The 16,304-nt window shown below is 45.4% G+C and carries 10 protein-coding genes; 4 read left to right on the forward strand and 6 right to left on the reverse strand.

Annotation, left to right across the window (positions count from 1 at the left end; all coding sequences use genetic code 11):
- Positions 1-129: 129 nt before the first annotated feature.
- From ZOBGAL_RS17085 to ZOBGAL_RS17100, 4 genes are all read left to right on the forward strand, one after another.
- Positions 130-3,309 (forward strand): SusC/RagA family TonB-linked outer membrane protein, encoded by a 3,180-nt coding sequence (locus ZOBGAL_RS17085; RefSeq protein ID WP_013994965.1) that lies wholly within the window; start codon positions 130-132, stop codon positions 3,307-3,309.
- 11 nt (positions 3,310-3,320) lie between these two features.
- Entirely contained in the window at positions 3,321-5,231 is a 1,911-nt protein-coding gene (locus tag ZOBGAL_RS17090) for a RagB/SusD family nutrient uptake outer membrane protein (RefSeq protein WP_013994966.1), read from the forward strand.
- 20 nt (positions 5,232-5,251) lie between these two features.
- A complete protein-coding gene (locus ZOBGAL_RS17095; protein WP_013994967.1) occupies positions 5,252-7,255 on the forward strand; it encodes a SwmB domain-containing protein in 2,004 nt (667 codons plus the stop codon).
- Positions 7,256-7,357: 102 nt separating this feature from the next.
- Positions 7,358-8,197, forward strand: a complete 840-nt coding sequence (locus tag ZOBGAL_RS17100) for a family 16 glycosylhydrolase (protein ID WP_013994968.1) — start codon at positions 7,358-7,360, stop codon at positions 8,195-8,197.
- A gap of 7 nt (positions 8,198-8,204) precedes the next feature.
- On the opposite strand, the gene ZOBGAL_RS17105 is transcribed toward ZOBGAL_RS17100, so the two are convergent.
- The 6 genes from ZOBGAL_RS17105 to thiD all read right to left on the reverse strand — a co-directional run bounded on the left by ZOBGAL_RS17105 (position 8,205) and on the right by thiD (position 15,891).
- Positions 8,205-9,308, reverse strand: coding sequence for an aldose epimerase family protein (locus ZOBGAL_RS17105; protein WP_013994969.1), 1,104 nt, complete (start codon positions 9,306-9,308; stop codon positions 8,205-8,207).
- A 61-nt stretch (positions 9,309-9,369) separates the two neighbouring features.
- Positions 9,370-11,061: a sulfatase family protein gene (locus ZOBGAL_RS17110; protein WP_013994970.1), complete on the reverse strand. Its 1,692-nt coding sequence runs from the start codon at positions 11,059-11,061 to the stop codon at positions 9,370-9,372.
- Between the two features lie 33 nt (positions 11,062-11,094).
- Positions 11,095-12,486, reverse strand: a complete 1,392-nt coding sequence (locus ZOBGAL_RS17115; protein WP_013994971.1) for a sulfatase — start codon at positions 12,484-12,486, stop codon at positions 11,095-11,097.
- A gap of 14 nt (positions 12,487-12,500) precedes the next feature.
- Entirely contained in the window at positions 12,501-14,009 is a 1,509-nt protein-coding gene (locus ZOBGAL_RS17120; protein WP_013994972.1) for an alpha-L-fucosidase, read from the reverse strand.
- Positions 14,010-14,037: 28 nt separating this feature from the next.
- Positions 14,038-14,787 carry a 3-keto-disaccharide hydrolase gene (locus ZOBGAL_RS17125; RefSeq protein WP_013994973.1) on the reverse strand — a complete coding sequence of 250 codons (750 nt, stop codon included), beginning with the start codon at positions 14,785-14,787 and terminating at the stop codon, positions 14,038-14,040.
- Positions 14,788-15,093: 306 nt separating this feature from the next.
- Entirely contained in the window at positions 15,094-15,891 is a 798-nt protein-coding gene (gene thiD / locus ZOBGAL_RS17130) for a bifunctional hydroxymethylpyrimidine kinase/phosphomethylpyrimidine kinase (protein WP_013994974.1), read from the reverse strand.
- Positions 15,892-16,304 lie beyond the last annotated feature (413 nt).

A 16,304-nucleotide genomic window follows, 5' to 3' on the forward strand; every position in this document is an offset into this window, starting at 1 on the left:
TGATTAACCATATACGGCAGATCTAGTTTTGAGACTTAATCATTTGACCTAAGGATCAGATCATATGTCATTAGGGGAACGAAATAAAAAAGACACATTTGTTTAACTAAATTTTAACAAGGAGAATGTATGAAAAACGAGCTATTATTAATTAGGAATTCCAAGCTAAGGCTTATCACACTTATAGTGTGTCTATGCTTTGGTTTTGCGAATGCGCAATCACAATCCGTTTCCGGTATGGTGTCTGCAGATGGAGCGCCATTACCGGGTGTAAGTGTGGTGGTAAAAGGGACACAGACGGGAACCGTTACCGATTTTGATGGTTTGTACACCATTAAGGCCAAAGCGACCGATGTATTGATATTCAGCTATATTGGTTTTGCAACCAAGGAAGTAGCCATTAAGGGCAAGTCGAGCATAAATATTACGTTGGAGGAAGACGCGGCCCAACTCGACGAGGTTATCGTAGTAGGGTATGGTACCCAACGTAAAAAAGAACTTACCGGGGCGGTGGTACAGGTCAAGTCCGAAGATTTGGCCAAGACTACAACGGCCGATATCGGTACCGCATTGCAAGGGCAGATTGCAGGTGTTAACATTACGGCCAGTTCGGGGCAACCTGGGGAAGAGGCCAATATTCTAATTCGTGGGTTTAGCTCTTTGCTAGATGGGCAAAACGGACCGTTATATGTCGTTGATGGTATACCGTACAATAGCGACCCCCAGTTAAGCATTAGTGAAATAGAATCTATAGATGTACTAAAGGATGCCGCTTCGGCATCTATCTACGGAACGCGTGGTGCCGGGGGTGTTATTTTGATAACCACAAAACAGGGTAAGGTCGGTAAGATGGATATTCGGGTAAACTCCGAATATGGGGTACAGGATATTACTTCGGGCACACCTTTGATGACATCTTCCCAGATGACCTATATGGAAATGCTCCGTGGGGCGCTGTCGACCGGTAAGTCGCAAGGGGGCGTAAATGCCGAAATACATAGGAATAGATCTTGGTTCACCAATGATACCCAGTTGGAAGATTTGATCTTGAACGATTTGGCGCCAATCCAAAACCACTCAATCAATGTTTCGGGAGGGAAAGACGGCCTGACCTATAATTTCAACGCCAGTTTCTATGATCAGGCAGGTATAATGATCAATTCGGATTATAGTAGGTTCAATATTCGTTCTAACACCCAGTTTACCAAGGGCAAATGGAAAATCATGACCGGTCTTACCTTTAAGCGTGACGAGAAGACCGTGCCGAACTATGGGGTTTTCAATAAAATTTTAGAGTACAAACCCTTTCAGCCCGATATAGAACTGGGGCAAACGGAATTGACCGATGTAACCGAAGACGATATTGACGAACCCGGGGGCATAGGACCTATCAAAAACCTTGGGGGCGTAGCCAGAAACCTTAATACGAAAGAGGTTAGGGACGGTACCAGTAACGGAGCCAATGTACAGATCGATTACAAGCTTTCCAAAGCCTTGAAGTTCACGGCCAGGGGAGGTGCCAATTTCTCACATACCAAAGGGGTTCGTATTATACCCCGTCTTGATGTGTACAACACTGCGGGCGATTTGATCCCGCCCAACCCTTGGGATATCTCTTTGATGCAAACCTCGGTGACCGATAACAATAAATTGACTTTCGAAGGCATGTTGAACTATCACAAAAAAATAGGTAAGCACGATGTGACCCTGCTTTTGGTGAATTCCCTAGAGCAGACCGAAAACGAATATTTCAGGGCCGAAAAAAGAGACAATGCCGATGCGGCCGTTACGGTTTTTGATGGCTATACTACCGGAGACTTGATTACTTCCGATGGAAGGGATTATAAGCGAACACTGATCGGTTATCTCGGTAGGGTACAGTATAACTATGATGGAAAATACATTTTTAGCGGGAGCCTAAGAAGGGACGGTTCGTCTCAGTTTAGCCCTCAAAACCGATGGGGATGGTTTCCAAGTGCTTCCATAGGGTGGAACGTTTCCGACGAGCCTTTTTGGGAACCGGTAAAGGAAACGGTAAACTCGTTTAAGATCCGGGTCGGATACGGTACTACGGGGAATGATAGGTTTGCTTCCTATAGCAATCAGGCCGTTGTTGATTTAGGACAGGATTATGTATTCGGAAGTGCCGATGTAGATCCCAGCTTGAACTCAACCACCGAAACCCCGGCATTGGGTACTACCCAAGAAAGATACGCGAACGAAAACGTAAAATGGGAAACCTCGGTAGAGCGAAACCTCGGGGTTGATCTGGCGTTTTTCAATAATAAATTGACCTTTTCCAATGATGTGTATGTAAGTGAGAAGAAAGATTTGTTGTTCGGGGTCGTAAACCCACCGTCAACAGGGGTGTTCGGAGGTAATCGAAATAGCATTCTTAATATTGGCGATATGCGTAATACGGGTCATGAGATGGCTTTGAAATACAATCATCACGGTAAGAAGGGATTTAGTTGGAATGTGGGGGTTACCTATGCCAAGAACGTCAACTTGGTAACCAAAACCAGTCCGAACAATCCGGTGATATTTCTAGATAACAGCTATATATCGCAACGTGGTCCCAAAGAATTGGTCAGTGTGATTAGGGAAGGTTACGAAGCTGCCGCATTTTTCTTACGTGAGACCGATGGTGTCATCAAAACCGAAGAAGAGCTGGAAGCCTATCGTGAAATCGATCCGGCTGCTTCCCTAGGGCAACTGCGCTATGTAGACCAACTTACGGTCGATACCGATGGAGATGGTATACCCGATGCCGGTGATGGCAAGATCGATCAAGATGATAAGGTGTACAAGGGTAGTGGATCGGAAGATTTTAATATGGGACTGAATATCGGTGCCAATTACAAAGGAGTGGACTTTTCAATGAACTGGTACGGTTCGCAGGGTGCGGAAGTGATGAACGGAAGTAAGGCATATGCCTACCAATCAGGGACCCATGCCGATATCTATTATTCGTGGACCACGGTCAATACATCTTCCGATATACCTTACTACGATGGGTCGCCCAATACCAATTCATATCGGGATGCTTCGGATTACTTTTTAGAAGACGGTTCATTTATTCGACTTCGAAACGTTAGTCTGGGTTATTCCTTCCCTAGAAAAATAATAGACAAGATGAGGCTTGCCAAATTTAGGATTTACGTTCAAGCCCAGAATGCGCTAACCATTACCAACTATTCCGGTTTTGATCCAGAGGTAGGTAACAATGGTTTTAGTAGTAGGGGAATAGATCAGGGTACCTATCCGGTAACGTCACAGTATAAAGTGGGGCTACAATTACAATTCTAACACAACGAAAGATGAAAAAAACATATAAAACAGATTTGAGAAAGACAAAAGGTCTCTTAAAGAGAGCTATGACGTTATGCCTTTTGATAGGGGTGTCACAGGCATGTAGCGATGACTTTTTAGATCAAACGAACCCCAACTCGCTGACCACCCAAAGTTTTTGGAAAAATAATTCACAGCTGAACCAAGGGTTGAATTCAACCTATAGTGCATTGAAAAATAGTAATGTGCTGGGGATTAGGGATGAGGCCGTACGTACCGATATTGCCGTTCCTAGTGGATACCGACAGGCAACCCGGCCGGATGAAATGTATTTTCAAGATTTTACGGCCAACACCAAATATGTGGAAAATAAATGGAACGCCCTCTATTTGGGCATTTTTAGGGCCAATCAGGTCATCGAGAACTACGAGCGCTTGGCGGTCGATTATAATAGCGATGCAGCTCGGGAAGAAGGTTTAAGGGTATATGCCCAGGCCCGTGCCTTGAGAGGCTACTTCTACCACGTATTGAACGTAAGTTTTAATAATGGCAATGTGCCCTTGGTAAGCTCGGTTCCCAAAGACTTTGAGGAATTTCAAAAGGCCCTGTCCTCTTCCGATGCCGTTCAGGCATTTTATCGAGAGGATTTGCAATTTGGAGTCGATAACCTGCCCAAAACCTATGCGGAATGGGAGTCCCTCGGAAGCAATAACCTAGGGCGGATTACCGCCGGGGCGTGTGAAGCCCTATTGGGCAAGAGCTACTTGGCCGAAAACGATTTTCAAAATGCAGAAATACACTTTAGAAATGTAATAGAGAACTATAACTATGCCTTGGTAGAAGATATAGCCACCAACGTGACGGGTATAGCCGAGTTCAATTCCGAATCTATTTTTGAAATCAATTATACCACCAATGTCAATCTTGAAACCAATGGGGAAGAGTCCTTGGCCCAGAACATTACCCACATGGTCTTCAATGCGAATATTCAGCCGAGTTCTTGGTTGGTCATGAAGTACCGGGCCGAAAAGCCCGACCCTGCCGATCCTGCCAATATCAATGTAGGGGCGAATGTATACAACGAGAATGGCGAAATCATCGGAACCGAAGATCGTATGAGGTTGTACAGTAAGCGAATGGGCGATTGTATGGGCCAAGTCGATGATCCCGACGCTCCCATGTACGGCGTAGTCTGCGGGGAGTATGGCAATGCAACGGGCGTTGCGCCCTTTGCAAGAAACCGTGCCAACATGTTTAAAAAGTTCTTGCACTGGAATACGATAGGGGGCGGTGCCGGTGAAGATCGCTCTACGTTGATGAACAACCGTTCCGGTATCAATATTCCCGTAATCCGTTTGGCCGATGTATACTTGATGTATTCCGAATGTATGATCGAATTGGGCAATCTTTCCGAAGCCTTACGGTACATCAATCGGGTAAGGAAGCGTTCCCATCTTATTTTATTGGGCAAGTCTACCGAGGCCGGTGCCGAGTTCAATAATTTGGAAACGACATATATGGATGATATCGATTTTGATTCTTCTAACGGTGAACAGCCCGTTACCCTTGATAATTTGATGGAACACCTTCGCTTCACCGAAAGACCCTTGGAAATGGGCTTGGAAGATGATCGTTCGGTAGATTTAAGACGTTGGGGCAAGTTCAAGGAGCAATTGGTACACATGGCTTCCATTTCATATGACTACTGGAATTTTGAGAAAAATTTGAATGGCAAACACGGTACCCGATACAAATGCTTCCTTACGGTTTCGGGCGAAGAGCCAACGACCTTTACCGGGTTGAAGGTGTTCAATCAGCCTGCCGAGATCCAAGATGTAACGGTAGGGGCACAAAAGTTCAATGAAAGTATCCATTCGTACCTGCCCATGCCACAGAGTGAGATTGATTCCAACCTGAATTGGGACGAGTTTGTTCAATAATCAAAGCTAAACAAAAGAAGATGAGAGATATAAAATATAGTATTAGGTTTTTGTTTTTGCTGCTGATCATCATCGGTTGCGAAGACGATGATGAGTATGTGGCCCCGAATAGTTTTGTCGATGCCGCATTTACCACCACTTGGGGTACAGCGGTAAATAAAGATATCGATATCAATAATTATGGGTCCTTTATGGATCTGTCCAACGGTACGATCAAACATGAGTGGACCATTCCGGAAGGCACGTTTTTCCTAAAAGGTCCCTTGCCTACAAATGCCGATAATTTTGAGAAGTATATCATTGAAGATGCCGGTAAGGTTTCGGAAGAGGGCACGGTACACGTACTGTTTTCCAAGGGCGATTCGCTTACACCGATAAAGTTGCACAACGAATATGAGGAGTATACCGAATTCGCTTTGCCTACCGGATGGGATGCGGAAACCAATTCAACTATAATCGACACCTTGAAAACTGTGAAAAAAGGTTCGGTATGGGTATTGGACTATACACTGATCATTGATGTGTACGATACTATTGTGGCCGATATGGAAATCAGGAATATGGCCGGCAATAAAATCGATTTTAAAAATCAGGATGTTATCGACCTGAAATTTGGCGATCAATTGATCTTCGAAGACCTGAGCCGTAACAATAATACGTCTCGCCCTAACACTACGGTATGGACGATCCATACCATTGCCGAAAACAAGGAAGACGAAGAAAATATCATCAACGTCAACGAAGAAAAAACGATCGATACCCTTACCTTCAACAAGCGTATCGGACAGTTTAAAGGTCGCCTGATCTCAAAACGGGAGCGAACCGAAACGGTGCAGGCAGATGAGGAGATTTATGAAATACCCGTAATCTTTAACGTAACCGCGTTGGATGAGGCTTTGGAGCTGTCGGGAGATGTAATGGAACTTGCCGATAATACCATTGTGGTGCCCGTGAGCTCAAAGTTGGCCCCATTGACCGAAGATGTTTCTACGCACTTTTCGGTAAAGGTCAACGGGGTTAAAAGACCTGTGGCCACGGTAGCCCAAAACCCGACCAATGCCGCGCAGTTGTGGCTTACACTGGCCACTCCCTTAGAAGGGGGCGATGCGGTGAATCCGGTTACGGTTTCGTATGACGGCGGAAATGCTACCTTAAAATCAATAGATGAGCGTTTGCTCGAGGCTTTTACCGATGTAGCGGTCGAGGTGTACGTGCCCGTACCGGTTCTTCGGGTCGGAACGGCACAAAAGAAAACTGCTGACGATGCCATTTTATTACAGTTCGACCAAGAGTTGGATCCGGTTTCTATTACCGCTTCTGCAGATCCTACCATGGGCTTTTCGGCGACCGTAAATGGAGTGGCCTCCGGAGTTAGTTCTGTTGAGCTCGATGCGACCGACCCTTCTATCTTAAAACTATACTTGAACGAAGAGTTGTACAGGGATGATGAAATAGCCATTTCATATATGGCCCCGGGCGATATTCGCTCCATCGGCGCGGGCGAGCTGTCCGATTTTGGTCCCGACATCGTCACGCCCGACGAAGATAATATTCTAGGGGATGTAGGTATGTTCGAGAATGCCATCGGAACCGATTGGTTGAACACAGGTTCGAACGGTACGGGAGCGGCAAGTATTACAGCCCCGCCAACACCTGATTTTCCTTCAGCAGTAGCTCCTTCGGGCAATGTAATGCATCTATCGGCCCCTGACGGGAATAAGCCCAACACCATAACGAGTGGCACCTATCCTTTTGAGGCCGGGGTGGTGTACCGGGTGAAGTTCAAGCGCTACTTGGGCAGCACCACGTCTACCACCTTTGCCAAGCATTTTTTCGGAAACCAGCAGATCAACGATAATTGGAACGATCCCGAAGATGAGTTGGGCAAGTGGCAGTTGGTCGAGTTTACCTTTACCGCAGCTTCCACAACCAACGGAACTGTTCGTATTCAGCCTGTACCGGCAGGCATAAGCGATGTGTATTATGATGAGTATATCATTCAAGTAGATGATAATAGACCTTAAGTGAAAATTTGTTTGTTTGTAGTGTTTTGATTATTTAGGAAAAACCGCTCCCACTTGGTAAATTGGAGCGGTTTTTAATTGTAACGGTTTAAAAAAGATACGATGGGAAATACAATGCTTTTGACCCTATTATTGGTCGTAGTTGCCGCTTATGGGCAGACGCCGCCGCCGCCGGAAGGTTTTCGATGGGTAAAGAACGAAAGTTTTAGTGATGAATTTGATGGGGAAGTGCTCGATACTACAAAGTGGTATGCTCGTTCGCCCTATTGGGTAAACGGCAGGCCCCCCGCAACGTTTAGGGCCGGTTCGGTTTCGGTAAAGGAAGGTAAGCTTCAAATCAAAAATTCGGTTTTAGATGGCGATAAAAAATACAATATAGCCGGAGGGGCAGTCGCCTCCGTGGCGAAAGATGCCCTATACGGTTATTACGAAGCGAGAATGAAGGCATCAAGCATCAGTATGTCCTCTACGTTCTGGATGAAAAATAAACCCGACACCAAAGAATGCCCCTTCGAAGTACAGGAATTGGATATAGTTGAGGTGGTGGGCCAGCAAAAGACGGGGTGGGACTTTAGAACCAACCTGAAGTCAAATACCCATATTTTTTATACGGATTGTGATGGGGAGAAAACCGTAAAATCGGCAGGGGGAACCGAAGCTAAGATCGATCCTCCGGCCGATGAGGCCTATCACGTTTATGGCTGCTGGTGGGTAGATGCCAATACCATTAAGATCTACTTGGATGGCGAATACCAATTCACCATGAACCCCAGCACCCATTTTAGGGACACTCCCTTCAATAAGCCCATGTATATGCACATGGTCACGGAAACCTACAATTGGGAAACACCGCCGACCCCCGAAGAATTAGCCGACGATACAAAGAATACCACCTATTATGATTGGGTAAGGTCGTATACCTTGCTTCCTGTAGATCAATAGGGGGGAATTACTCTTCCACCCCAAAACGGAAGATGGTGGTTTCGTCGTATTTTTCTCCCGGAAGCAATAGTGTGGAAGGAAAATTAGGATGATTGGGCGTGTCGGGAAAATGTTGGGTCTCTAGGCAAAACGCCATATGATCGGAATATCGGATGTCGTTCTTTCCCGTAAAGGTATCGCCTATGGTATTGCCCGAATAGAATTGTACCCCGGGTTGGGTCGTGAAAACGCTTAGTGTTCTGCCCGATTTGGGCTCTACAACTTGTATTACCTCCTTGAGTTCTCCATTGGGCTTGTTGAAAACATAATTGTAATGGTAGCCGTTGAAATTCAATTTGTGGATGTTCTTTCCTATTGGGGTAGGGGAAGTTAGGTCCCAATCGGTACCTTTTACCGTCGCCAATTTCCCGGTAGGAATAATTTCTTCATCAATTTCGGTATAGTTGTCCGCATCGATTTTGATGATGTGGTCGTAAATTTTATCCTTTCCACCATTCAGATTAAAATAGCTGTGCTGCGTCATGTTGACGTGGGTAGCCTTATCGGTAGTGGCTTCATAATGAACGTGAATGGAATCGTCGTCGGTCAGGGTATAGGTAACGTAACTATCTAAATTACCAGGAAAGCCCATGGTGCCCTCTTTTGATAGGTGGTGTAACTGAACGGAGGGCCCTAGTTTGTTCGCTACGATTTTCGACTGCCATACCACACGGTCAAATTCGTTGCCGCCGTGCAGGCAATGGCCATTACTGTTTTGCGCTAGCTGGTAGGGGGTTCCGTCAATTTCAAATCTGGCGTTTCGTATGCGGTTCGCTACGCGTCCAATCGTGGCCCCAAAACAAGGGTGCTCGGCCTTGTACTGTTCTAAATTATCGAAACCGAGCACCACATCTTCAAAAACCCCTTCTTTATCCGCAACGTGTATAGCGGTTATGGTCCCACCAAAATCGGTGATTTTGACCACCATACCGTTTTCGTTTGTCAGGGTGTACAATAGTACTTCTTTACCTTGGGCCACACCCCATTTTTCACTTTTGACGCCGGCATGTTGGGAATTCAACCGAGCTATGGAGCAAAGGCATATCAAAACGGCATACATGTAACTTTTCATAGTCTCTTCGTTTCAATCGGGGGGCTTAGGTTAAAAAGTATTTTACGTATAAAATTACCTTTTATTTGGGTTCTATGAGTACATTTCTCTCGGCTTCGCTATCGGCGGTGTATCTGACCACCTTGGGGAAACCGGTGCCTCGGGCCTTGGTTATCTCTTTCTTCCAGACCTTTCGCATGGTGTTCAGCTTATCGGATAAAGAAGCGTCATTGGCTAGGTTGGTGGTTTCCTTGGGGTCTTTTTTTAGGTTGAAAAGCTCTTCGTAAACCGCAGGTTCTCCTTGTAAAGGCCCTTCGGCATAATCACGGTATACGGCAATATCGGGATCATGTACCTTATAAAGCATGGAACTCATGTTGATGCCCATCGCTTTGGCCGTTGCTATTTTCTTTAAAGCCGAAAAGTTCTCGTTTTTGTAGTAACGGATATACTTCCATTCTTGATCTTGAACCGATTCGCACCTTGGGTTTCCAAATTGGGTCGACCATAAGTTTTCGGTGTATAGATAAGGGCGTACACTTTCTTGGTTTCCGGCCAAAAGTGGGGTCAGGTCTTTTCCTTGGTAAGAATCGGGAATGGGTATACCTGCCATGGACATCATGGTTGGGGCAATATCGATACTTTGCACGAGGGCATCCGATGTTTTCCCGCGCTTTGATTTCTTTGTTAGGGGATCGAAGATGATCATAGGAACATGCGTGGTCTCTTCATAACACAAAGCTTTTCCCCCTAAACCGAACTGGCCCATAAATAGTCCGTGATCGGAAGTAAATACAATAACGGTATTCTTATCTAACTTTTGGTCCTTCAGGGTTTTTCTCAGTTGACCGAGAAGGCGGTCGATGCCGGTGAGGGCTTCCATTTGCCTTATATAGCGTTCCTTAAAACCTTCGGGGGTATCTACATAGTCATATCCCGTTTGCCGGTCTTCGGCATGAAGGAGTTCCGCGGGAAGCTTGGGCGTTGTGATATCTTTTCGGGCCACGTAATTTTCCGGTAGGGGAATGTTTTGGTCGCGGTAGAGCGACTTGTAAATTTCATCGTCTGAATCGCGCATTTGCATAGAACCTGTGCCCGCACCATGGGGTAGGTTAAAACAAACGGAAAGCATAAAGGGTTTGTCCGATGGTCTCTGGTCAATAAACTTCAAGGCCCCACCCAACTTTTGTTCGTTCGATAAAAAATCTTGTACGCCTTCGTCGATCACTTCTACTTGGGTGTCGTATTTGGCATCTTTGAAAATTTCATGGCGATCTTTAGGGTAGAAACCAAGGTGGCCGTGTCCTGCATACCAGTAATCAAAACTCTTTTCCATAAGGCCACTCGCGTAGCCGCCTTTACCTACGGGTACATGGTTTTTTCCGATCCAGCCCGTATAGTAACCGTTTTCTCGCATCACCATAGGATAGGTGTTGGCCCAGCCTTCTTCAGACATACTGGTGCCGGAATTAAAGTTTATACCGTGCTTTCGTTCAAATTGACTGGTGAGTATACTGGCCCTGCTTGGGGTGCATATGGCGCTGGTTATATGGGCATTGGTGAATAGAACGCCCTCTTTGGCCAATTGGTCTAGGTTGGGGGTCTGAACAATGGTATTGCCCGTACACCCCATGAGTCCGTATTGTTGATCATCGGTTAGGATGAATATAAAATTGGGCCGTTCTTGCGCCCATCCCGATAATGTAGAGGCCGTATAGACCAAACATACTAGGAGTAAATTTCTAAGGGATCTTACTTGTAAATTCCGTGTCATTTTTTCAAATACTTAAAAGTGCTTTTTCCGTTCTTATTTTCCTGTGGGGCCCATGGCTTTTTTTCTGAGGGTTTGAAAGGCTTTTTCCTCCTTGATAACGTTTTCACGATGGGGGTCGATCCAACCTGGCACCAGGTTTTTGGCATCCCAAGCGGTGTAGGCTTGTTCCAATTGGGCAATTATCTCTGGATGCTTATCGGCAACATCGGTGCGTTCCCACGGGTCGTTTTTTAAATTGAAAAGCAAGGTTTTGCCTTTGTATGCGCTCTTGTAAAGCTTATAATCACCAATTCTAACGGCGTACTCGAATCCTCCTACGGAACGCCAGAACAGTTTGTCGTGTGGGCTCCCGCTCTTACCCTCTAAAATGTAGGGTAGGAGGGTGGTGCCGTCTAATTGGCTTTCTTTTTTCACCTTGCCACCGGCAGCTTCCAAAAAGGTGGGGAAGAGGTCAAGGGAGCTAACCATCTTTTCATAGTGCTGGCCACCTTTTAGTTTTTTTGGCCAAGTGATAAAGAAAGGAACTTTTATCCCGCCTTCGAAAAGCATCCCTTTATGCCCACGATAGGGTCTGTTATCGGCATGTTCGCCACGTCCGCCATTGTCGCTCAAAAAGACCAAAATGGTATTTTCTTTCATGCCGTTCGCAACCAGGGTAGAGTCTATTCGACCTACGTTGGCATCAACGGCATTTACCATAGCGGCATAGATGCTACGGCCACCATACTCTATATGTTTGGTCTGCTCAAGATATTGTTTGGTGGCCTGGTCTGGGGCATGTGGTGCATTATAGGCCAGGTACATGAAAAAAGGTTTGTCGTCTTTTTTGGTGATAAAATCTATGGCCTCATCGGTAAAATCGTCCGTTAGGTACCTTAGTTCATTTTGGGGAACCGGTTCTCCGTTGCGAACGATAGTTTTTATCGGGCCGTCAGGTATTCCCCAGTAATTCATGCCGCCTCCCGCAAAACCGAACCAGTGGTCAAAACCTTGGTGGATCGGGTGAAGGCTGGGGTGGTCGCCCAAATGCCATTTACCGATGGCGCTGGTGCGGTACCCATGTTCCTTTAGGGCTTCGGGAATCATTTTTTCGGAAAGGGGAGTTCCTACCGTATCATCGTTCTCGGAATCGTAAGGCATATTACAATCATGCCCAAAACGGGCTTGGTAGCGTCCGGTCAAGAGTCCGGCTCTAGATGGACTACAATAGGGGTGCGATACATAGGCATTGTCAAAAACGATACCTTCCGAAGCCAATCGGTCGAGGTTAGGGGTGGGGATGTCGGTCGCCCCGTTAAAACCTACATCGGCCCAACCTTGGTCATCGGTCAATACGACAATAATGTTAGGTTTTTTTTCTTGTGCCAAACTTGAAAAAGCGGTCATAAGCGCTAAAGCAAGTGCGTATAGAAATTTTGTGTTCATAAGGAAATCTGTTGTTATTGATTGAATACTATTTTATAGACTAGTGCGGCTTCGGCCTGTTCGGGCTTCTTTCTTGGGGAGGTCACCCACAGGCCTTCCATTGTTTTTTTCCACTTTATTTTTTGCCTGCTGCCCAAGACCGAAATCGATTTTATTTTTTTGTCTTTGGCCTTATCGGCAAAAACGGTCAGTAGCTTTTCTTTGTTTTCACCTGGCCAACCGAGTTGAATGGCATAGACGGTGTTGTCTTTTTGGGTGTAGCGGATATCATTGGAGTTTAAGTCGGCTAAACCTTTTTTTATCGCCCCATAGGCGTTCCAGGCGTCTTTGGGGTCGCGTTTCAAGATGGTGGGGCCTTCACCAAAGGCTACGAAGGGCTTGGTGTTATAAATGGCTTCCCCATAAAGCTTGAGCCAGGCACCGATGCCTTCCATAGCCTTTACCTGTTCTTCGGGGATGGTGCCATCGGCCATGGGACCTGCCGATAAAAGCATTACCCCATTTTTACTGACCACTTCCGCCAACATACGAATGGCCTTATGCGGATTGATCGCGGTACGTTTGGCCTGATTGTAGCACCAAGAACTTCCTAATATAAAATCGGTGATCCAAACATCGGGGGTAATATCCTCCATCGTGGCCCGCTCGACGTTTACCACGGCCAGTTCGGTGGGAAAAAAAGTGCCCTTGGTATTGACCACGACTTCTTTGCCCAAGGCCTCGGCCTTGTTGAAATAGTTGGCCAAGAATTGTTTTCTGTGGCCTTCCTTGATAAAACGTTGCCCAAAATCCATCCAAATATAATCGGGGCAGTGGGCCTCTATGACCTCGTTTAGTTTTTCCAACCAAAGGTCGTTCGCCTCATCATAGCCTAAATTGCCATAAAGTTTACGGTATTTGGGGGCTTGGGGTACTTCAACCGAATCGTATACCCAATTGAATTGGCTTACAGGCCGTAAAAAGGTGTTTTCGTTCTTAGGGTAGAACATCATGTGGAAACCGTGGTGAAAGGTGGCCATGAACTTTAGCTTGCGTTTTTTGGTTTCTTCCCCTATAGCTTTGACCACGTCGATACCGGGACCCATGGCTTTTGAGTTCCATTCGTTCACCTTGCTGTCCCACAACGAAAAGCCATCGTGGTGTTCGGCAATGGAGCCGATGAATCTGGCCCCCATACCTTCGAACATATCGACCCACTCGACGGCATTGAATTTTTCGCCTTTCCACTGGGGGATAAAGTCATGATATTGAAAATCCTTACCATAGGTTGTTTTGTGATAATCGTAAATGTCCTCACCCCAACCTTCACGGTCGTAAATGTACATCCACCTCGGGTACCATTCACTTCCCCAAGCAGGTACGCTATAAACGCCCCAATGGAAGTAAACGCCCAATTTGGCATCGGCAAACCAATCGGGAGCGGCCTTATGTTGTTTCAAACTTTCCCATTCGGGTTTGAATTTTTGCTGGGCCAAGCCTAGGTGGGTAAAGGCAATTAGTAATATGGCAACATATTTTTTCATAGAACATATTGGTATTAAGAATATCTAATCAATTCAGCTCTTGTATTCTTATGTTTCTGTAGATGATTTCTGAGCCTTCGGCCTGTAGGGCTATATTGCCCTTTTCCAAAGGATGGCCTTCCGCATCTAAAAAGTCTTTTAGCTCGTTGACCAGATGTCCGTTTTCAAAGAATCGGGCACTTTGTGAGCCCCTGACCTCTACACGGACCTTGTTCCAACCGTCTACTTCGTAATTACCGTATTTGTCACCTTCTAGGTATGTTTTTTTACCGCTTGAATCGAGTAGTTTTTCAGAACCGTCTTTCTGGAACCACCTTACCTTTGGGCCTTTTATGACCCATAGGTCGCCCGTGTCACCTTCTTGAATCTGGCATTCCAAACAGGTGGGCCAGATGACTTTTTCGCCTTGTACGTGAAAAACTATGCCGGCATCACGTTTGGCGTCTTGTCGGGGAGCGAACTTGCGTTTGCCCCATTTATATTCCAATTCTAGGTTAAAATGACTGTACTCACGTATAGAGGTAATCATTCCGAAAGGGGCCTCATCACCTTTCCAGTCATAGAGGACCTTGATTTTGTTTTTCTTTACTTCAAATAACTCTTGATTGTCGGGAAGGACGTTCGGTGTAATGGTATAGCTGATGCCGAGTTCGTTTTGGGGAAACGGATTGGTCCATTTTACCGATGATTCTTTCTGTAATGATTCTTGTGCCGTAGCGCAAAAGGATACGCAAAGCCATAGAATTGACGTGAAAATCGAAATTCTTTTTCTGTTCATTGGTGTGGTGTTCTAAATTAGGGGGGAAATTCCAAATTTAGGACTTATATCGGAGCAACAGATATTTTATATACTACCACATATGTTTATATTGAAGGAATTAGGGCAAAATAGGAAGCACAAGCACCGTCGTTAAAATGTTTTATGGTTTTATGGGGGATTTTTTTCGGGCTCCCCTAACCACTCCATAACTTACATACGGTTTAGGTTTGATAGGCACTCATCTATTTCTGCCGTTGTTTAAATATTTAATGAAATGGATATTTAAAATTATAGATATGTGTTTATAAAAAATAACACTTATTGTCAAAAAAAATGATGAACGGGTCCATGGCCCTTGCCAAGGCGTCTGTCCTTACCATGGGCAATGGCTTCATTTAGGTAGGAGCACCCTTTTCTTACGGCGGGTTCTAGAGTTAAACCCAAGCTCAATTGTGCCGCAATGGCCGAGGATAGGGTGCAACCAGTTCCGTGGGTGTTCTTTGTGGCGATGTAGTTGTTATAAATAAAAACCGTGTTCTGGGTTTCGTAAAGAAATAAGGTATCGGTCATTTGATCTGAGACTTCCAAGTGTCCCCCTTTCAATAATACCGAGGTTTGAAATCGATTCCCGATTTCCTTGGCGGCCTCACCCAGTTTTTCGGAATCTATTTTTTTGCCGATCAGGAGTTCGGCCTCGGGTAGGTTAGGGGTAATGAGGAGGGCATCGCCCAAAAATGACTTTAGACTGTTCAGGGCTGCCGAGTTCAAGAGTCTGTCACCCGACGTGGCCACCATTACGGGATCTATGACGATATTTCTTATACGGTATTCCTTAAGGGTTTCTTGTACCGCTTCTATGACTTCGGAAGAATGGAGCATTCCTATTTTGACCGCACCGAAGACAATATCCCCAAGAACGGCTTTCAACTGTTTTTTTATATGGGGTACGGGTATGGGGTGAATGTCAAAAACACCCTGGGTGTTCTGGGCCGTAGTGGCGGTTATGACCGATGCCGCAAAAGCCCCATTGGCACTGATACTTTTAATGTCGGCCTGAATACCGGCACAGCCTCCGGAATCGCTTCCGGCTATGGTTAATACACTCTTATAAGTTGAATTCATACAAGGCAGGGAATACGATGGTCATAAAAGAAGCTCAAATGTATCAAATTATTTTAGAAGGAGTCGGGTGACAACGCCTGAGATTTGTCTTGGAAAAACGAACAAATGAATAAAACCAAAATTTGTTGCTAGCCCTGAAATTTTCACTGTATTGCAGCAATGGGAGGCTAGGCATTGAGGCCATATTTCCCTTGTTCTGATCTGTGATATAGAGCTAGTTTACTTCGGATTTTAATTATGCCCAATAATCTGAAAGGAAAACAACACCTCTGTTAGGTACTGGTACCAAAAGGATCTCCGATGAAATACACAGTTGAAAAATGAGTTCGTATACAAAATTTAAGATTTCCCATACACTCCGCCCTTAACACACAACATTAAATGGTCTAGGTTTTTCTTCAACAATATATTTG

The organism is Zobellia galactanivorans, assembly GCF_000973105.1.
In the GTDB taxonomy this organism is placed as follows: domain Bacteria; phylum Bacteroidota; class Bacteroidia; order Flavobacteriales; family Flavobacteriaceae; genus Zobellia; species Zobellia galactanivorans.